Origin of the sequence: Flavobacterium xueshanense, assembly GCF_900112975.1 — a bacterium.
GTDB classification, from domain to species: domain Bacteria; phylum Bacteroidota; class Bacteroidia; order Flavobacteriales; family Flavobacteriaceae; genus Flavobacterium; species Flavobacterium xueshanense.
In genome coordinates this window covers 48,596-67,682 of sequence record NZ_FONQ01000018.1, presented here as the reverse complement: position 1 = coordinate 67,682, position 19,087 = coordinate 48,596, and the positions used below count along the sequence as shown (strand labels likewise).

Sequence of the window (19,087 nt, the reverse complement as noted above, 5' to 3'; positions counted from 1 at the left end):
TTGGCTTTCTGTCGCTTTTCATATTTGCGTTGAGCTAAATCTGCATCGTATTTACCACTGCGTAAATCACAATTACGTTGTAGCTCTCGTGTTAAGACAGACTTGTCCTTTTTAATAAATAATGCTATTTGGCTTTTGCTGAAATTTTGTTCTAATAATACGCTAATAGTATATCTTTGTTCGCGGGTTAAATGGCTCATTATTTACAACTTTGGTCAGGAGCAAATAAAGACAATTTATTCCATTCGAGAGAGAGGGCTTTTTTGCCCTCTCTCTCGAAAAAATTGTCTTATCGATTTTCCTGAGAGTTGCATTAATTAATTGAATCTAGTTTAAGTTAAGAGAATATTAATTTATTATGTTTAAGTTTTTGTCCCGTCCTATTTTTAAACATTAAATCGTATTTTTGGGGAACTATATAAAAAATGTAATATGAAAAAAATTATTTTGTTTTTGATACTTATTATGTCTCTAAACTCACAAGCTCAACAACGACCTAAATTAGTGGTAGGTATAGTGGTAGACCAAATGAAAATGGAGTATCTATATCGTTTCTCAGATGATTTTTCTGCAAATGGCTTTAAAAGATTGATGAATAATGGATATACTTTTCACAATATGCATTATAATTATGTACCAACTTACACAGCTCCAGGCCATGCTAGTATTTATACAGGAACTACGCCATCCACACATGGAATAGTTGGAAATGATTGGTTTAATAAAGCTGCAGGAAAAGATATGTATTGTACGGATGATGCATCTGTTTCAATATTAGGTAACGGTACAGAAAAAGAGGGGGCAATGTCTCCAAAAAATTTATTAAGTACCACAATTACTGATGAGCTTCGTATGGCTACAAATTTTAAAGGAAAGGTAATTGGTATGAGTATAAAAGATCGTGGTGCTATTTTACCGGCAGGTCATTTTGCTAATTGGGCATTTTGGTATAGTAAAACGGGTGCTTTTATCTCAAGTACTTTTTATGGTTCAGCATTGCCTAATTGGTTAACTGAATTCAACGAAGATAAACGATACATGAATTACATTAATAAAGGTTGGGATTTATTGAAGCCGATAGCCACTTACAACGAAAGTCTTCCTGATGACAATCCGTATGAAGGTAAATTAGATAAAGCTAAGGCACCCGTTTTTCCATATGATTTAAGTAAGATGTATAATGAAAAAGGAGCAGATGTTTTGAGAACTACACCTTTTGGTAATGATATTTTGGCAGAATTAGCTATGAAAGCTATAGAAAAAGAAGAATTAGGGAAAGATGATATTACAGATTTTTTGACGGTTAGTTTTTCTTCAACAGATTATGTAGGACATACTTTTGGACCGCGTTCTATGGAGTTACAAGACACTTATTTGCGTTTAGATCAAACGATTGCTCAGTTTTTAAACTATTTAGACAAAACCGTTGGAAAGGATAATTACTTGCTTTTTCTGACTGCTGATCACGCTGGAGCTGAAAATCCTAATTATTTAAAAGATAACAAATACAATGTAAAAAACATTCCTTCGAAAGACATTGTTGAGGCATTAAAAAAACATTCAAATGAAACCTTTGGTTCAGATTTGATATTAGATTATTCTAACTTTAATCTTTTTTTTAATAAAGAGATTATCAAACAGAAAGGGTTAGAATTGGTAAAAGTGAAACAAAGTTTTAAGGACTTTTTGATGACACAAGAACAAGTTAAAAGAGTGTACACTGAAGAGGAAATTTTAGCTTCATCAGGAGATGATTATTTCTTAAGTTTCATTTCTAAGGGTTATGATCCTAAACAAAATGGCGATATTGTTATACTCGATAAAGCAGGTTACATGCAATATCAAGCTACAGGAACGACACATGGTTCACCTAATAGTTATGATACCCATGTGCCTTTACTTTTTTATGGATGGCAAGTTCCAAAAGGAGAATTACACACTAAAAAATACATTACCCAAATTGCACCAACGCTTTCACAAATGTTGAAAATTCCATTTCCTAATGGGACAGAGTCTGAAGTGCTGGAAAATCTTTTAGATAAAAAATAAAAATTGGTCTTATTTATTTTTGAACAAAAAAAAATCCCGTCTCATTAAAAGTGAGGTGGGATTTGTATTTTAAACTGTTGCCATTGCTACGGGTAACGGAATTTGATTTTTAAGTAAATCTTCAAAGGTTTCATGTGCTCTGATTAGATGCCCTTCACCGTTCATCCATAATACTTCGGCTGGCTTATATCTGGAGTTGTAGTTTGAAGCCATAGAGAAACAATACGCTCCTGCATTTCTAAATGATAAAATATCACCTTCTTTTATTTCTGCAATTTTTCTGTTATTTGCAAAAGTATCCGTTTCACAAATATATCCAACAACGGAGTAGAAACGTTCTTTCCCTTTTGGGTGTGAAATATTTTCAATATGATGTTGTGAACCGTAAAACATTGGTCTAATCAAATGATTAAAACCGCTATCTATTCCTGCAAAAACAGTAGAAGTAGTTTGTTTAACGACATTAACTTTAGCCAAAAAGAAACCAGCTTCACTTACTAGAAATTTACCAGGTTCAAATATCAAGGTTAATTCTTTTCCGTATTCGGTACAAAAGGCATTGAATCTTTTTGATAATTTTTTACCTAACTCTTCAATGTCCGTCTCGATATCGTCTTTTCTATAAGGCACTTTAAATCCACTTCCGAAGTCTAAAAATTCTAAATTTTTAAAGTTTTTTGCAGCGTCGAATAATATTTCTGCAGCATATAAAAACACTTCGATGTCAAGAATATCAGAACCAGTATGCATGTGTATCCCTACAATATTCATTTTTGTATTTTCAACAATGCGAACTAAATGCGGTAATTGGTGAACAGAAATCCCAAATTTACTATCAATATGACCAACAGATATATTAGCATTTCCACCTGCCATTACATGTGGATTTATTCTAATGCAAACAGGAACATTTGGATATTTTGTTCCGAACTGTTCTAATATGGATAAGTTGTCAATATTTATTTGAACTCCCATAGCATTAACTTCTTCAATTTCTTCAAGAGAAACACCATTTGGAGTGTAAAATATTTTTTCTGGCTCATAGCCGGCATGAAGTCCTAATAAAACCTCTTGAATGGAAACAGTGTCTAAACCAGACCCCATTTCTTTCAACAATTGAAGGATCGCAACATTAGACAATGCCTTCATCGCGTAATTAATGCGCAACTTATTAACCTTAGAAAAAGCTTTTGATAATCTGTTATATTGAGATTGTATTTTTTCGGCATCATAAACGTATAATGGATTTCCGAATTGTTCCGCTAATTGTACTAAGTCTTTTGATTGCATGATTATTAATTTTGAGCAAATTTATTACTCTTTATTTAGTTCCACAAGCTAATATAGAAATTCTAACAAATTGTAACAATAAGTTATAAATTAAACATTTATTTGAAAATTTTAAAAAAAATAACCCTTGAGCAATTTTTTGATCAAGGGTTATAAAATATCATTTAGAACTATAGGTTGGGTAAATCTCCATTTCCTTTGGTTGGTAAATTGGTATAACCCATCAAGTATTTATCGACTTCTCTGGCAGCTTCACGACCCTCAGATATTGCCCAAACAATTAATGATTGTCCTCTTCGCATATCACCCGCAGTAAATATATGGGGAACATTCGTTTGATAATTGGTCGCTTTATAATTGCTTCTCATATCAATTGCTAATCCTAATTGATCGCTTAATGTTTTTTCAGGACCTGTAAATCCCAGTGCTAACAGAGCTAAATCACAAGGCCAGATTTTTTCCGAACCTTCTTTTTCTATCAATTCAGGTCTTTGTCCAGGTGTCATTTTCCAAGCCACTTCAACGGTTTTTAAACCTACGAGTTCTCCTTTTTCATTAGAAATGAATTCTTTGGTGTTGATTAACCAATTTCTATTACAACCTTCTTCATGTGAAGAGGATGTTTTTAATTGCAATGGCCAAAATGGCCAAGGAGTAGTTTCACTTCTTCCAACAGGTGGTTTTGGTAAAATCTCAAAATTAGTAACTGATTTAGCTCCGTGTCTGTTTGATGTTCCAACACAATCAGAACCAGTATCTCCACCACCAATAACAATCACATCTTTACCGGTAGCCATTATTTGATAAGGAATTACCTCACCATAAAGTGATTTCGTTTGTTGTGTCAAGAAAGTCATTGCTTGAACAACTCCTTTACTTTCTATTCCTTTAGTAGGTAAACTTCTTCTTTCGGTTGCACCACCACATAATACGATTGAATCAAAAGAATTCAATTCTTCAACACTATAATTTACGCCAACATTTACATTCGTTTTAAAAGTAATTCCTTCGGCTTCCAGTACTTTAACACGTCTGTCTATAATCCCTTTTTCTAATTTGAAATTTGGAATTCCATAACGTAATAACCCTCCTATTGCATTGTCTCTTTCAAAAACCGTAACGGTATGTCCTGCACGATTCAATTGTTGCGCAGCCGCTAATCCAGCAGGACCGGAGCCTATTACAGCGACTGTTTTCCCTGTTCTAACTTCGGGTGGTTGTGGTTTTATCCATCCTTCTGCAAAACCTCTTTCAATAATATTTTTTTCGATATTTTCAATAGCTACTGGTTCACTGATTATACCTAAAACACATGATTTTTCGCATGGAGCAGGGCATAATCTTCCTGTAAACTCTGGAAAGTTATTGGTTGATTGTAATATTTTCAATGCACTTTCCCATTCTTCCTGATGCACCATATCATTAAAATCAGGTATTAAATTTCCTAATGGACAAGCACTGTGGCAGAATGGAATCCCACAATCCATGCATCTAGATCCTTGTTCTTTGATTTTATCTTTGGTTAACGGAATTGTAAATTCATTATAATTCGATACTCTTTCTAGAACAGCAACATTACTTTCGTCGGTTCTAGTATATTCTTTAAATCCTCCTATCTTTCCCATAACTATAGTGCTAGTAGTTCTTCAATTTGTTTTTCTTCAGCTAATCGTTGCAATGCTTTTTTGTAATCAGTAGGCATTACTTTGACAAAATGGTTGCTTTGGTTTTCCCAATCTTCTAAAATCCTTTTTGCCAACGGACTATTGGTATACATAGAATGATTTTTTATCAAACGTCTCAGTTTAATAAAGTCATCTTCTTCGAATGTTTCAAAAGCGACCATTTCCATATTACATAAGGTAGCGTCGAATTTTTTATTTGGATCAAAAACATAAGCAATACCACCACTCATACCAGCGGCGAAATTTCTTCCAGTTTTACCTAAAACCACTACAGTTCCACCGGTCATATATTCACATCCATGATCTCCAATTCCTTCAACAACTGCTGTTGCTCCAGAATTTCTAACACAAAAACGTTCGCCTGCCATACCATTTATGTATGCTTCACCAGTAATTGCTCCATAAAGTGCAACATTACCAATGATAATATTTTCTTCTGGCTTGAAAGTGGCAGATGGTGGGACTTTGATAATTAATTTAGCTCCAGAAAGGCCTTTTCCTAAATAATCATTACAGTTTCCATGAATTTTAAAGGATAAACCATTGGTTGCAAAAGCACCAAAACTTTGTCCGGCTGAGCCTTCAAAATCAACTAATATTGTGTCTTCAGGCAAGCCTTGTGCACCATATATTTTAGAAATCTCATTACTCAATATAGCTCCAACGGAACGATCCGTATTTTTAATTTTAAAAGTAACTCTGGTTCTTTCTTTTCGATAAATAGAAGGAATAGCGGCTTTTATAATATCAAAATCAAGCACATGTTCTAAAGCATGGTCTTGTTCTGTAGTATTGTGATTTGGTACTACTTTCGCTTTTTCTGGTTTATATAAAATTGTAGATAAATCTAATCCACTTGCTTTATAATGCTTAATGGCTTTATTGACATTCAATTTTTGCGATTGTCCCACCATTTCTTTTAATGTTCTGAATCCTAATTGTGCCATGATTTCTCTCAACTCCTCAGCAATAAAATACATGAAGTTAATAATGTGTTCTGGCGTTCCTTTGAAGTTTTTTCTCAACTCAGGATCTTGTGTAGCAATACCAACTGGACAGGTGTTCAAGTGACACGCTCGCATCATAATACAACCCGATGCAACTAAAGGAGCAGTTGCAAAACCAAATTCTTCAGCACCAAGTAAAGCAGCAATGGCTACATCACGTCCAGTTTTTAATTGTCCGTCACATTCTAAAACTACACGACTTCTTAAATCATTTAGTATTAATGTTTGTTGTGCTTCGGCAAGTCCAAGTTCCCAAGGAATTCCTGTATGTTGTACTGATGTTAATGGTGCAGCTCCGGTTCCGCCGTCGTATCCAGAAATCAAGATTACATCGGCTTTTGCTTTAGCAACACCGGCAGCGATTGTTCCTACACCCACTTCAGAAACTAATTTTACATTAATTCTCGCTTCACGATTGGCATTTTTTAAATCAAAAATTAATTGTGATAAATCTTCAATAGAATAAATATCGTGGTGTGGCGGTGGAGAAATTAATCCAACATAAGGCGTTGAATTTCTAACTTCAGCAATCCAAGGCACTACTTTTTCACCTGGTAACTGTCCACCTTCTCCCGGTTTTGCACCTTGAGCCATTTTTATCTGAATCTCTTTGGCATTTGTCAAATAGTTGATAGACACTCCAAATCTTCCTGAAGCAACTTGCTTAATAGCACTATTTCTGGAATCACCATTTAAGTCTTTTTGGAAACGTTTAGGATCTTCTCCACCTTCTCCAGAATTACTTTTTCCACCAATTCTGTTCATGGCAATCGCCAAGTTTTCGTGGGCTTCCTGACTGATAGATCCGTACGACATTGCGCCAGTTTTGAATTTTTTTACAATTTCTGTCCAAGGTTCCACTTCGTCAATTGAAATAGGATCCAAATTATTGAATTCAAATAAACCTCTAATGGTCATCAAGTTTTCACTTTGGTCATTGACCATTTTAGCATATTCCTTGTAGCTTTCAGGACTATTTAAACGTACTGCTTGTTGCAATTTAGAAATCGTCGTTGGATTAAACATGTGTTTTTCTCCTGATCTTCTCCACCTGTAAATTCCTCCAATTTCTAAAGGCAATAAATTAGCCACTTTTGAATCTGGAAAAGCTTTTTGGTATCTTTTCTTGATTTCTTTTTCGACTTCCATCAGGCCAATTCCTTCAATTCTGGAGGGTGTATAAGGGAAATATTTCGAAGTGAATGTTTTATTTAATCCTAAAATTTCAAAAATCTGTGCCGCTCTGTACGAATGTAAAGTAGAGATACCGATCTTGTTCATGATTTTCAAGATCCCTTTTGCAATAGCTTTATTGTAATTTTTAATAGCATAATCAGCTTTTACACCAGTGATAAAACCTTGGTTAACTTGGTCATGAATAATCTCATTCACCATGTAAGGGTTAATTGCGCTGGCTCCGTAACCAAATAATAATGCAAAATGATGTGGTTCGCGAGGTTCTGCGGATTCAATTATGATTCCAAATTTAGAACGAACTTTTAGAATGTTAAGCGAATGATGAATGTAAGAACACGCTAATAGCATTGGTATTGGAGCCATTTTTTCACTAACTCCTCTATCTGAAAGAATCACAATATTACAGCCTTCAGTAACTGCTTTGAAAGTTGCTTGAACCGCTCTTTCCAAAGCGCGTTCTAATCCGTTTACTCCTTTTTCGATATCGTATAAAGTAGAGATCGTTACTGATTTGAAATCAGCATGATCAATGTTTTTTACTTTATCTAAATCCTCGTTCGAAATAACTGGATTTTGAATTTTTAGTTTCTTACAATGTTTTGGAACAATATCAAAAATATTATAATCGCCACCAATCGCTAAACTGATATCAGTAATTATTTCTTCACGAATACCATCCAACGGTGGATTGGTAACCTGAGCAAATAATTGCTTAAAATAGTTGTATAAAAGCTGTGGCTGATCTGACAAAACCGCTAACGGAGTATCATTTCCCATAGAACTTAATGCCTCTGCACCTTCACTTCCCATTGGGTTTATGATTGTTTTTAAATCCTCTAACGTGTAGCCAAAAAGTCTTTGTCTTGTTTCAAAATCTATGTTTTCTACTGGAATTGGATTGTCAGTATATGGTATTTGAGCCAATTGTACTAAATTTTCATCCAACCATTGTTTGTAAGGACGTTTGGTAACAATAGCATTTTTGATCTCGTCATCTTCAATAATTCGACCTTCGTTCATATCAACTAAAAACATTTTTCCCGGTTCTAAACGACCGTGTTGAATCACATCTTCGGGTTTGATGTCAAGAACACCAATCTCTGAAGACATAATTACGAAACCACTTTTGGTCAATGTATAACGAGATGGACGCAATCCATTTCTATCTAATAAAGCACCAATAACGTTACCATCAGTAAAAGGAATAGAAGCTGGACCATCCCAAGGTTCCATGATGCAAGCGTTGTATTCGTAGAATGCTTTTTTGTCGGCTGACATCGTTTGGTGTTTTTCCCAAGCTTCAGGGACAACCATCATCATCGCTTCCGGCAAAGAACGTCCCGTCATCAATAACAGTTCGATTACCATATCCATCGAAGCCGAATCTGATTTTCCTTCTAAAATAATTGGGAATAATTTTTTGATATCATCTCCAAAAACATCGCTTTTCATTAGTTCTTCACGAGCCCGCATGCGGCTAATGTTACCACGAAGAGTGTTTATCTCACCATTGTGACACATGTAACGGAAAGGTTGTGCTAATTCCCAAGATGGGAATGTATTGGTAGAAAATCGCTGGTGAACTAACGCCAGTCTGGTCACTAAGTCATCATCTAATAAATCCGTATAATATCTGCTAATGTCTTCCGGCATCAACAAACCTTTATATATTATTGTAGTAGTCGATAAACTGGAAAAATAAAACATGTGACTTTCTGAAATTTTTGAATTTCGAATCGCATGTTCTGCTATTTTTCTTGCTGCAAATAACTTAGCATTAAATTGTTGTTCCGTAAGGTCTAATCCATTTTTACCAACAAATACTTGTTTAACGGTTGGTTCTTTCTCGCCAGCAATTCGTCCTAAATTTGATGCGTCAACAGGAACGTCTCTCCATCCTATTAATTCTAGATTTTGATCGCGTATCGAAGTTTCAAAAGTAGTTTTACAAAAAACAACTTGATTTTTACTTTTGGGCATAAAGACCATTCCCACGGCATATTCCTTAATTTCCGGGATATCAAATTCGCAAATTTTCTTAAAAAAATCATGTGGGATATCAAACAATATTCCTGCTCCATCTCCAGTTCTCCCATCTGAACTCACAGCGCCCCGGTGTTCTAATTTGATTAGTATATCAAGTGCTTTGTGTATAATATCATTTGACTTAATTCCATTTAAATTACAAATGAATCCTGCTCCGCAATTGTCGTGTTCAAATTCGGGCAAATAAAGGCCTTGTTCTTTAACTGTCATGCTTAAATTTTTTTCTACAAAATTAAAGATTTAGTAGCATATAATAGGTGTAACGGTTAAAAATGGCTTGTTTTTACAGTTCTAACAGAAAAAGGTTGAATAAATCTCAATAATGATATTTAAACACATCCGATTTGATTTTTCGATAAAATGGAAATAAAAAAATACTGATTAAAGGGGTGATTTTGAAAGAAATATTTTGCCAATCATGAATCGTGGTTATTTATAACAAATTTGTAATTAATTTTTATATTTTTTTTATTTTGACGGTGGCTTTGTCTTTCTTTCTCTTATCTAAATTTAGAGCTATATTTAATTGAAAAAAAAATAACAGTTAAGTTTAATTTTGCTATTTTTGTGGCACTTTTATTCTGAAAGAAATTCAGAAGCCAGACAAATTCTATATTATGAACATACACGAATATCAAGGAAAAGAGATTTTAGCTAGCTACGGAGTTCGCATTCAACGCGGAATCGTTGCTAATAGCCCTGTAGAAGCGGTTGCTGCTGCAAAACAATTAACTGCCGAAACTGGTACAAGTTGGTATGTTGTAAAAGCCCAAGTTCATGCAGGTGGACGTGGAAAAGGTGGTGGAGTGAAACTTGCCAAAAATTTACAACAAGTTGAAGAGATTTCAGAGCAAATCATCGGAATGCAATTGATTACACCTCAAACTTCTGCTGAAGGTAAAAAAGTACATAAAGTTTTAATCGCTGAAGATGTATATTATCCTGGCGAAAGTGAAACTTCAGAATTTTATGTTTCTGTTTTATTGAATAGAGCTACAGGTCGTAACATGATTATGTATTCTACTGAAGGTGGAATGGATATTGAAGAAGTTGCGGAACACACTCCACATTTGATTTTTACTGAAGAAATTGATCCTTCTGTTGGATTGCAAGGTTTTCAAGCAAGAAGAATTGCTTTTAACTTAGGCCTTTCAGGAAATGCTTTTAAAGAAATGGTAAAATTTATTGATTCTTTATATAATGCATATATTGGATCAGATGCTTCGATGTTTGAAATCAATCCGGTTTTAAAAACATCTGATAATAAAATTATGGCTGTAGATGCTAAAGTAAATATCGATGATAATGCTTTATACAGACAAAAGAAATATGCTGATATGCGTGACATTCGTGAGGAGAACCCAATCGAAGTGGAAGCAAAAGAAGTAGGATTAAACTATGTAGATCTTGACGGTACAGTAGGATGTATGGTTAACGGAGCCGGTTTAGCAATGGCAACAATGGATTTAATCAAATATGCTGGTTTTGAGCCTGCTAACTTTCTTGACGTAGGTGGAACTGCTGATGCAAAACGTGTTGAAACTGCTTTCCGTATTATCTTAAAAGATCAAAACGTAAAAGCTATTTTGATTAATATTTTTGGTGGAATCGTTCGTTGTGACCGTGTGGCGCAAGGAGTTGTTGATGCTTACAAAAATATGGGTGATGCAATTAAAGTGCCAATCATTGTTCGCTTACAAGGTACAAATGCAGCTATCGCAAAAGAATTAATTGATAATTCAGGAATGCCAATTTTATCTGCTGTTGAATTCCAAGAAGCAGCCGACCAAGTAAAAGCAGCACTTTCTTAATTAAGAAAAATGTTATATATCGAAAATCCTGTTTGCTACGGCGAACGGGATTTTTTTTTGGGACGACTACAAGTTTTTAAAGAGAACAAATCATAATAATAATTGAAAGTGTAAACTTTTCTGGGTTACAACAATTATCTTTGTTTTTAATGTTTTTTAGTAATTATGAAACTCCAGATACAAAATAGTTTTACTGCCGAATTACCTGCAGATCCAAATCAAATCAATGTTCCAAGACAGGTTCATCAAGCTTGTTATTCGTACACATTACCCAAAAAACCTTCAAATCCTTCGCTGATTCATGCTTCAACTGAAGTAGCAAATGCTATTGGTCTCTCTCAGGAAGATATACTTTCGGCTGATTTTTTAAATACTTTTTCAGGAAGTACCATTTACCCAAGTACGAAACCGTATGCTTTGAGTTATGCGGGACATCAATTTGGAAATTGGGCAGGACAATTAGGAGATGGTCGTGCCATTAATCTTACTGAAGTAGTTCATGAAAATAAGTCGTACACATTGCAACTGAAAGGAGCAGGGCCAACACCTTATTCCAGAACTGCAGATGGTTTTGCGGTTTTGCGATCTTCCATCCGGGAGCATTTATGTGCTGAAGCGATGCATTATTTAGGTGTTCCTACCACACGTTCGCTTTCGCTAATGCTTTCTGGCGATCAAGTATTGCGTGATGTAATCTACAATGGAAATCCTGCCTATGAAAAAGGCGCCATTGTTTGTAGAGTAGCTCCATCTTTTATCCGTTTTGGAAGTTTCGAATTATTTGCTTCCCGAGAAGATCATGTTAATCTCAAATTATTAGCGGATTTTACAATTAAACATCATTTTTCCCATATCAAAAAAGAAGGTGTCGAAAAATACCTTGCCTTTTTTCAAGAAGTTACTCAAACTACGCTGAACATGATTGTACACTGGCAACGCGTTGGTTTTGTTCATGGAGTGATGAATACGGATAATATGTCAATTCACGGCGTCACCATTGATTATGGACCTTACGGCTGGTTAGAAGACTACAATTCCACTTGGACGCCTAATACAACGGATAGCCAACATAAAAGATACCGTTTTGGCAATCAACCAGAAATTGCGCTGTGGAATTTGTATCAATTGGCGAATGCGTTGTATCCTTTAATTCAGGATGCAAAACCGCTGGAAACTATTTTGAATGCTTACAGTACTAATTACGAAAAGGAGTATTTGAATATGATGAAAAATAAACTCGGTTTCCAAATCAAAAAAGAACAAGATGTAGTTTTGATTCAGAGTTTGACCCAATTGTTGGAAAGAGTAGAAACGGATATGACGATTTTCTTCAGAAATCTAAGTAATGTTACTAAAGCCGATACTGCATTAACCGCTTTCAATGCCATAAAAGACGCCTTTTATAGTGAAAAAGATTTAGATAAAACAATCTTAGAAGATTGGCACGATTGGTTTGAGATGTACAGCATTCGAATCAATGAAGAAGCTATTTCAGATTTTGTCAGGAAAGAACAAATGGATCAAGTGAATCCAAAATATGTGTTACGAAATTATATGGCACAGTTGTGCATTGATAACGCAGATAAGGGTGACTATGCTTTGCTAAACGAATTATTTGAAATGCTTAAAAATCCGTACGATGAGCAACCAAATTCCCAGAAATGGTTTGCCAAAAGACCCGATTGGGCCAGAAATAAAGTAGGATGTTCGATGTTGAGTTGTAGTTCTTAGAAGGGAATATAAACACGATTAAATTACATTAAAAATAGAATCTATTTAATACCAATTGCTTCATGACCTTTTATTAAAATCTTATTTTTATTTTCTAAGTTTTCTTTTGTTTTTCCCAAGATATTAATGATGTCAAATTTGGTGTCACTTTTTCTAAAATTGTAAAATGCTTCTGAATTAGTAACTTCAACTTCTAAAATATAGTTTCGGTCTAATTTGAAAGTTTTGATATTGTCTTTTATAGATGCGCCATTTACCATATAAATGACATCGTTATTTTTTATTTTGGTAAATTCAGATTTAATTTGTTCCAAACTTATGAAATCATATTTCTTAGAAATTTTGGAAGTAATATAAATTTGACTACGATATATAACACCATTTATCGTGGTGTCTTTTTTGATAACATTTACAGACTCAATTTCATTTGGGTCAACATATTCCATTGTTGCTGAAGCAACTAAAGTTGAATCGAGAAACATCGCGGGTTCTTCAGTTTTATTGTTTTGTCCAAAAAATAAGGAAGTGAAAAAGAATAATGAGAAGGTTAGAATGTATTTCATATTTGAAGTTGTAAATTCACTTAGATGAACTAAATATCAAAAAAAAATCCTGAACGCTTATTCAGGATTTTGATATTGTATTAGTTTCCAATTTCTTGAATCGCATCTGATTCATATATTTTAAAACCTTTATTGTTTGTTTGAGCTATTTTAAAAAGTGCTTTGGCAACTGTTTTGCTTTCAATAGGTTTGTACTTTTTTAAATTTCCAACGAATAAGAAGGAAAGTGTTTTCATAAAAAAAGCACCTACTTTTTCTCCTAATCTAAATTCAGTTCGGTTTCCCAAAAGAAGGGAAGGTTGCAAGACAGCAACGCTTTCAAAATTACAATCTTGAAGAAAATCTTGAATTTCTCCTTTTGTTTTTAAATAGAAATTTCCAGAATTTGTATTAGCACTAAGAGATGAAATAATCAAATACTGTAGGACTTTATTTTGCAATGCAAAAGCGGCAAACTGTTTTGGATATCCAAAATCTACTTTTTTAAAAGCTTCTTTACTTCCTGCTTTTTTGATTGTTGTGCCAATGGTACAAAAGAAATCATCACCAACAACTAAATCTTTGTAGGTTTCCGGCTTGTCAAAATCAATGATGTGTTGGGTTAATTTTGGATGCCTTATTCCTGTATCTCTTTTTACAAAAGTGATCACTTTTAGATAATCATTGCTATATAAAAGTAAATTTAATAGTTCTGAACCTATTAAACCGGTGCTGCCAATAATCAAAGCTGTTTTCACTGTTATGATTTTTTATTCTTACCGAAATTAAATTTTACTTTTTCCACTACCTGAACTTTTGGAGCTCCTTTTGAAAATTGTTTTTTGAACGGTTTTTTAGCAGCAGGTTTCGATTTTGAAGGACTTTCGTCACCTCTTGATCTCTCCTCGTCTCTTGGCTTTGCTTTAAATTCAGCTCTTTCAGAAGTTCCTTCCTTTACAGGAATTTGAGCTTTGTGTTTTGCCAAAACATCATTTGGGTTTTTTGGATTTTCTTTCGTACCACGCAAGTGAATTACCAATGCATTTAGGAAGTTACGCAACACTTGGTCACCACATTCCATATAATTTTCATGTTTTTCATCACGGAAAAAAGCACCCAATTCTGATTTAGTGATTCTAAAATCTACTAATTCTAATATTTCAACTATTTGATCATCACGTAACATTAAAGCTACACGAAGTTTTTTAAAGATATCGTTATTTGTCATCATATTCTAATTTTTTACAAATGTACGGTTTAAAAGCAATTAGACCACATTTTTAGATTTAGAATTGGTGCACTTTCAAAGGACCTTAATTAAAGTTACACCGGTTCCATTGATTTCAGAATAGCTTATTTTTCCAAAATCTATTGTTACACCACTTGCTATGTCTTCAGCCAAAAGCAATGCACCGTCCATATCTACATAATCCAATTGCGGCAATAAATGTGCAATCGCAGATATTCCAACGGTCGATTCAGTCATACAACCTACCATTGTTTTTAAACCTAATTTCTTGGCTTCCTCAATCATCCGTCTTCCGGGAGTAAGTCCTCCACATTTCATTAATTTGACATTCACTCCATGAAAATGATGGTGAGATTTGGCCACGTCTTGTTCAATAATACAACTTTCATCAGCAATTATTGGTAAAACAGAGTGTTTGTAAACTTCTTTATGTCCTTCCCAATTGTCGGCGTTCATCGGTTGTTCTAAGAATTCAACACCTAATTTTTTCAGCTTAACGGCATTATTTATCGTTTCTTCCACACCCCAACCACAATTGGCGTCAATTCTAAAAGTGGCATTCGTATGTTTCCGAAGTTCTTTGACAATGGCAATATCTTCTTTGGTTCCCAATTTGATTTTATAAATCGGCCAAGGAAGTTCCTTCATTTTTGCTACCATTTTATCTACAGATGCAATTCCAATCGTGTAATCTGTCAATGGATTTTTGTCAATGTCATAATTCCACAATTCGTACAATTTTTTTCCTTTTTTGCGCGCATACCAATCATTGTATGCTATGTCCAAAGCACATAACGCAAACATGTTGTGTTTTAGAAAAGGATGAATCTTTGACCAAAATTCTTCGGGTGTTTGATCTGTAGTGTTTTCGATTATGCTGCGAATTTTTTCTAAATCTTGCACAATAACCGGAACAGTTATCTTATAATAGGGATTAGAAGTTGCTTCGCCAAAACCTGAAAAACCGTCACGCTGGAGTTCCACAATCAAAGAAGGCTGGAAGTCTATAGATTTTCTTGAAATCGTAAACGTATGTTTCAATTTGAGGTTGTATTCTCTTAAGATTAGTTCCATGTGAATCTGATTTTATACACTTAAAATTAATGAGTTTCTTTAAAGATGCCATTTAATAGCCAAGCCATAAAATTGCTTTTACAAAACCATCGCGCCATAATTTTTCATTATGTTGTCCGCCTTTTATAATTTTCTTTTCATTCAAATTCAGGCAATAACATCTATTTGAATTTAACAAACGTTCCATTTTGTTCAAATCTGAAACCATATCGTCGCTTTCCCTATCGCCGCAGAGAAAATAGACTTTAGATTTTATCTTTTCAGATTTTTCAGTTAGATTATAAATGTCTTTCGTAAACCAAAAAGAAGGCGAGAAAACACCTGCTTTTCCAAATATTTCAGGGTATTTTAAAACGGCATAGTAAGAGGTAAGTCCACCAAGGGAACTTCCCATTATGATCGTATTTTTCTTTTTGGTTTTTGTACGATACGTTTTGTCGATTTGTGGTTTCAATGTTTTCACGATAAATTCTAAATAACTATCCGCTTTTCCTCCACCGTATTTTTGGTTTTTAAAAGGCGTTAATTCCTCGATTCTTTTGTCATTTCCATGTTCGATTCCTACTACAATAACTTGTGCTTTTAAACTGTCCAGTTTTTCGTCCACATTCCATTCACCCGAATAGGAAGTTTTTTCATCAAATAAATTTTGAGCGTCGTGCATGTAAATTACGGAGAATTTCTTTTTGGACGTTAAATAATTTTTAGGTAAATACACCCAAATTTTCTTTATGGTTTGAAGTTGTGGTACTTCAATAATAAAGGTAGAAACTTGTTTTGAAGCGGTACTTTGTCTCGGCTCTTTTACGTCCTGAGCAGCAATTTTTGCCATAGTAAAAAAGAAGAGCAGGAGTAGGAACTGTGGTCGAATCATTAATAGTTTTTGTGTTTTGATTTAAAAACAATATTTTAGCTAAAAATAATAATTTGATGAATACATTCGAAGAAAAGAAGAGTTTAGTTTTGGAGATGATTGCTTTTTCTACTGTCGACGGACATTTGCATAAAAGAGAATATGAATTTTTGGCAATTGTTGCTAGTGAGTTGGGGTTTGGAATTGATGTTTTTAAAGATTTGTTTCATCAGGAACTTCCGCAAATCCCCATTAAATCGGAGTTTTTACGTATTCAGCAATTTTACAGATTGGCTCTATTAATGTATAGTGACGGTGTTTTACACCAAAAAGAATCTGTTGCAATCCAACAAATAGCACTTGAAATGGGACTTAATCCTGTCGCTACAAAACGTATTCTTAAGTTGATGAATGAAGCACCAAACGCTATAATTGATGGCGAAGTTTTATTGAATGTTTTTCAGGAGCAACATAATTAAGTTAATTGTCCTTGTAACGCTTTAATCTCATCACGTAATTTTGCAGCTTGCATGAAGTCCAACTCTTTGGCTGCTTTTTCCATTGATTTCCGTTTTTCGCGTATGCGTTTTTCAATCTCTGTTTTGGATAGATACAAGTTTTCGGGTTCGGCGGCGGTATTTATTGTGTAGCCTAATTCATAATCAGCTAAAGGGTTTTTAGTAAACGCGCTCTCAATTTTTTTATTTAAAGCTTGCGGTACAAGATTATTTTCAGTATTGTGATTAATTTGCTTGGTTCTGCGATAATTCGTTTCGTCAATAGTTTTTTGCATGCTATTGGTAATTTTATCAGCATACATAATCGCTTTTCCATTCAAGTTTCTCGCCGCACGACCAATTGTTTGCGTAAGCGAACGATGACTTCGCAAAAAACCTTCTTTGTCTGCATCTAAAATTGCCACCAAAGAAACTTCAGGTAAATCCAAACCTTCACGAAGTAAATTCACGCCAATTAGCACATCAAAAATTCCTTTTCGCAAATCTTGCATGATTTCTATCCGTTCCAAAGTATCTACTTCGGAGTGAATGTAACGGCAACGAATATTGACTTTCGTTAAATATTTGGCCAATTCTTCTGCCATTCTTTTGGTTAAAGTAGTCACCAAAACGCGTTCATCAATTTCGGCACGGAGTTGAATTTCTTCAATTAAATCATCAATTTGGTTTAAACTTGGTCGGATTTCGATAACTGGATCTAATAATCCTGTAGGACGAATCACTTGTTCGACAACAACTCCCTCCGTTTTTTGCAATTCATAATCAGCCGGCGTTGCAGAAACATAAATAACTTGATTTTGCATGGCTTCAAACTCTTCAAACTTCAAAGGGCGATTGTCCATTGCTGCCGGAAGTCTAAAACCATATTCCACTAAATTTTCTTTTCGGCTTCTGTCTCCGCCATACATTGCGCTGACCTGTGAAAGTGTGACATGGCTTTCATCGACGACCATTAAGTAATCTTTTGGAAAATAATCCAATAAACAGAAAGGTCTGGTTCCGGGTAAACGTCCATCAAGATAACGGGAATAATTTTCAATTCCGGAACAATAGCCAAGTTCCCGAATCATTTCTAAATCAAAATTGGTTCGTTCTTCTAATCGTTTTGCTTCGAGATGTTTTCCAATTTCCTTGAAATAATCAACCTGTTTTACTAAATCCTGTTGTATTTCCCAAATTGCATTTTGCAAAACATCTGGTGAAGTCACAAACATATTAGCGGGATAAATCGTCAGTTTTTCAAATTTTTCGAGTACTTGAGAATTCTTTGTGTCGAAACTTTCAATTTCCTCGATTTCATCACCAAAGAAATGAATGCGATAGGCTTCATCCGCATAACTAGGATAAACATCTACTGTATCTCCTTTTATTCTGAAACTTCCCGGATTAAAATCGGCTTCTGTTCTGGAATATAAACTTTGCACTAATTGATGCAATAATTTGGTTCTAGAAATAATTTGTCCTTTCTCAATTGGAATCAAGTTTTTTTGAAATTCGATGGGATTTCCAATACCGTATAAACACGAAACCGATGCGACAACCAAAATATCTCTTCGTCCGGAAAGCAACGATGCAGTAGTTGACATTCGCATTTTTTCTAGTTCTTCATTGATAGATAAGTCCTTCTCAATAAAAACGCCCGTTACAGGCATAAAAGCTTCTGGCTGGTAATAATCGTAGTAAGAAACGAAATATTCTACAGCGTTATTCGGGAAAAATTGCTTGAATTCCGAATACAATTGAGCTGCCAATGTTTTATTGTGTGCTAAAACTAATGTCGGTCTTTGTACTTCCTGAATGACATTGGCAACGGTAAATGTTTTTCCCGATCCTGTAACTCCTAAAAGTGTTTGGAATTTATCACCTTCAATAATCCCTTGAGTCAATTTTTCAATCGCTTGAGGTTGGTCGCCCTTCGGCTGGTAATCAGATACTACTTGGAAATTCATGTAAAACAAGAACAAAGGTTAAGAGGAACAAAGGTACAACGTTTGGATTCTTTTTTTACCTAAGTTTAAGCCAAAAAAAAGCCATC

The 19,087-nt window shown here is 34.5% G+C and carries 14 protein-coding genes; 4 read left to right on the top strand and 10 right to left on the bottom strand.

Going from position 1 to position 19,087, the window contains the following annotated elements:
* The coding region (locus tag BMZ76_RS15775; protein WP_143071093.1) for a helix-turn-helix domain-containing protein at positions 1–200 on the bottom strand (200 nt) is incomplete at its 3' end.
* Between the two features lie 232 nt (positions 201–432).
* Here BMZ76_RS15775 and pafA point away from each other — a divergent pair.
* Positions 433–2,049, top strand: coding sequence for an alkaline phosphatase PafA (pafA, locus tag BMZ76_RS14030; protein ID WP_091208185.1), 1,617 nt, complete (start codon positions 433–435; stop codon positions 2,047–2,049).
* Positions 2,050–2,118: 69 nt separating this feature from the next.
* Here the strand turns inward: pafA and lysA are convergent, their stop codons facing one another.
* The 3 genes from lysA to gltB all read right to left on the bottom strand — a co-directional run bounded on the left by lysA (position 2,119) and on the right by gltB (position 9,484).
* Positions 2,119–3,339, bottom strand: a complete 1,221-nt coding sequence (gene lysA, locus BMZ76_RS14025) for a diaminopimelate decarboxylase (RefSeq protein ID WP_091208181.1) — start codon at positions 3,337–3,339, stop codon at positions 2,119–2,121.
* A gap of 170 nt (positions 3,340–3,509) precedes the next feature.
* Entirely contained in the window at positions 3,510–4,964 is a 1,455-nt protein-coding gene (locus BMZ76_RS14020) for a glutamate synthase subunit beta (RefSeq protein WP_091208177.1), read from the bottom strand.
* 2 nt (positions 4,965–4,966) lie between these two features.
* Complete coding sequence (gene gltB / locus BMZ76_RS14015) at positions 4,967–9,484, bottom strand: glutamate synthase large subunit (RefSeq protein WP_091208173.1); 4,518 nt, start codon at positions 9,482–9,484, stop codon at positions 4,967–4,969.
* A gap of 407 nt (positions 9,485–9,891) precedes the next feature.
* Between gltB and sucC the strand changes: the two genes are divergently transcribed.
* Together sucC and BMZ76_RS14005 are read left to right on the top strand one after the other, a co-directional pair.
* The gene (gene sucC / locus BMZ76_RS14010) at positions 9,892–11,085 is read left to right on the top strand and encodes an ADP-forming succinate--CoA ligase subunit beta (RefSeq protein WP_091208171.1); all 1,194 of its coding nucleotides are present in this window, start codon (positions 9,892–9,894) and stop codon (positions 11,083–11,085) included.
* A gap of 162 nt (positions 11,086–11,247) precedes the next feature.
* On the top strand, positions 11,248–12,816 hold the full coding sequence (locus tag BMZ76_RS14005; RefSeq protein ID WP_208857676.1) for a protein adenylyltransferase SelO: 1,569 nt from the start codon (positions 11,248–11,250) through the stop codon (positions 12,814–12,816).
* 41 nt (positions 12,817–12,857) lie between these two features.
* Here BMZ76_RS14005 and BMZ76_RS14000 read toward each other — a convergent pair whose 3' ends face one another.
* From BMZ76_RS14000 to BMZ76_RS13980, 5 genes are all read right to left on the bottom strand, one after another.
* Positions 12,858–13,379 carry a hypothetical protein gene (locus tag BMZ76_RS14000; protein WP_091208163.1) on the bottom strand — a complete coding sequence of 174 codons (522 nt, stop codon included), beginning with the start codon at positions 13,377–13,379 and terminating at the stop codon, positions 12,858–12,860.
* A gap of 80 nt (positions 13,380–13,459) precedes the next feature.
* Positions 13,460–14,116, bottom strand: coding sequence for a Rossmann-fold NAD(P)-binding domain-containing protein (locus BMZ76_RS13995; RefSeq protein WP_091208160.1), 657 nt, complete (start codon positions 14,114–14,116; stop codon positions 13,460–13,462).
* Between the two features lie 2 nt (positions 14,117–14,118).
* Positions 14,119–14,586 carry a DUF1456 family protein gene (locus BMZ76_RS13990; protein WP_091208157.1) on the bottom strand — a complete coding sequence of 156 codons (468 nt, stop codon included), beginning with the start codon at positions 14,584–14,586 and terminating at the stop codon, positions 14,119–14,121.
* A gap of 75 nt (positions 14,587–14,661) precedes the next feature.
* Positions 14,662–15,681: a dipeptide epimerase gene (locus tag BMZ76_RS13985; RefSeq protein ID WP_091208153.1), complete on the bottom strand. Its 1,020-nt coding sequence runs from the start codon at positions 15,679–15,681 to the stop codon at positions 14,662–14,664.
* Between the two features lie 52 nt (positions 15,682–15,733).
* Positions 15,734–16,513 (bottom strand): alpha/beta hydrolase, encoded by a 780-nt coding sequence (locus tag BMZ76_RS13980; protein ID WP_244281826.1) that lies wholly within the window; start codon positions 16,511–16,513, stop codon positions 15,734–15,736.
* A 98-nt stretch (positions 16,514–16,611) separates the two neighbouring features.
* Between BMZ76_RS13980 and BMZ76_RS13975 the strand changes: the two genes are divergently transcribed.
* On the top strand, positions 16,612–17,013 hold the full coding sequence (locus BMZ76_RS13975; protein ID WP_091208147.1) for an excinuclease ABC subunit B: 402 nt from the start codon (positions 16,612–16,614) through the stop codon (positions 17,011–17,013).
* On the opposite strand, the gene uvrB is transcribed toward BMZ76_RS13975, so the two are convergent.
* Positions 17,010–19,001, bottom strand: coding sequence for an excinuclease ABC subunit UvrB (gene uvrB / locus BMZ76_RS13970; RefSeq protein ID WP_091208142.1), 1,992 nt, complete (start codon positions 18,999–19,001; stop codon positions 17,010–17,012). The two genes, BMZ76_RS13975 and uvrB, sit on opposite strands and share 4 nt — an antisense overlap.
* Between the last annotated feature and the right edge of the window lie 86 nt (positions 19,002–19,087).

Bases quoted from the DNA above. Each gene is read 5' to 3' on its own strand.
- pafA (WP_091208185.1), top strand. From the start codon at position 433: ATGAAAAAAATTATTTTGTTTTTGATACTTATTATGTCTCTAAACTCA.
- BMZ76_RS14000 (WP_091208163.1), bottom strand. From the start codon at position 13,379: ATGAAATACATTCTAACCTTCTCATTATTCTTTTTCACTTCCTTATTT.
- BMZ76_RS13975 (WP_091208147.1), top strand. From the start codon at position 16,612: ATGAATACATTCGAAGAAAAGAAGAGTTTAGTTTTGGAGATGATTGCT.
- BMZ76_RS13985 (WP_091208153.1), bottom strand. From the start codon at position 15,681: ATGGAACTAATCTTAAGAGAATACAACCTCAAATTGAAACATACGTTT.
- BMZ76_RS14020 (WP_091208177.1), bottom strand. From the start codon at position 4,964: ATGGGAAAGATAGGAGGATTTAAAGAATATACTAGAACCGACGAAAGT.
- sucC (WP_091208171.1), top strand. From the start codon at position 9,892: ATGAACATACACGAATATCAAGGAAAAGAGATTTTAGCTAGCTACGGA.
- uvrB (WP_091208142.1), bottom strand. From the start codon at position 19,001: ATGAATTTCCAAGTAGTATCTGATTACCAGCCGAAGGGCGACCAACCT.
- BMZ76_RS13980 (WP_244281826.1), bottom strand. From the start codon at position 16,513: ATGGCAAAAATTGCTGCTCAGGACGTAAAAGAGCCGAGACAAAGTACC.
- BMZ76_RS13990 (WP_091208157.1), bottom strand. From the start codon at position 14,586: ATGACAAATAACGATATCTTTAAAAAACTTCGTGTAGCTTTAATGTTA.
- gltB (WP_091208173.1), bottom strand. From the start codon at position 9,484: ATGACAGTTAAAGAACAAGGCCTTTATTTGCCCGAATTTGAACACGAC.
- lysA (WP_091208181.1), bottom strand. From the start codon at position 3,339: ATGCAATCAAAAGACTTAGTACAATTAGCGGAACAATTCGGAAATCCA.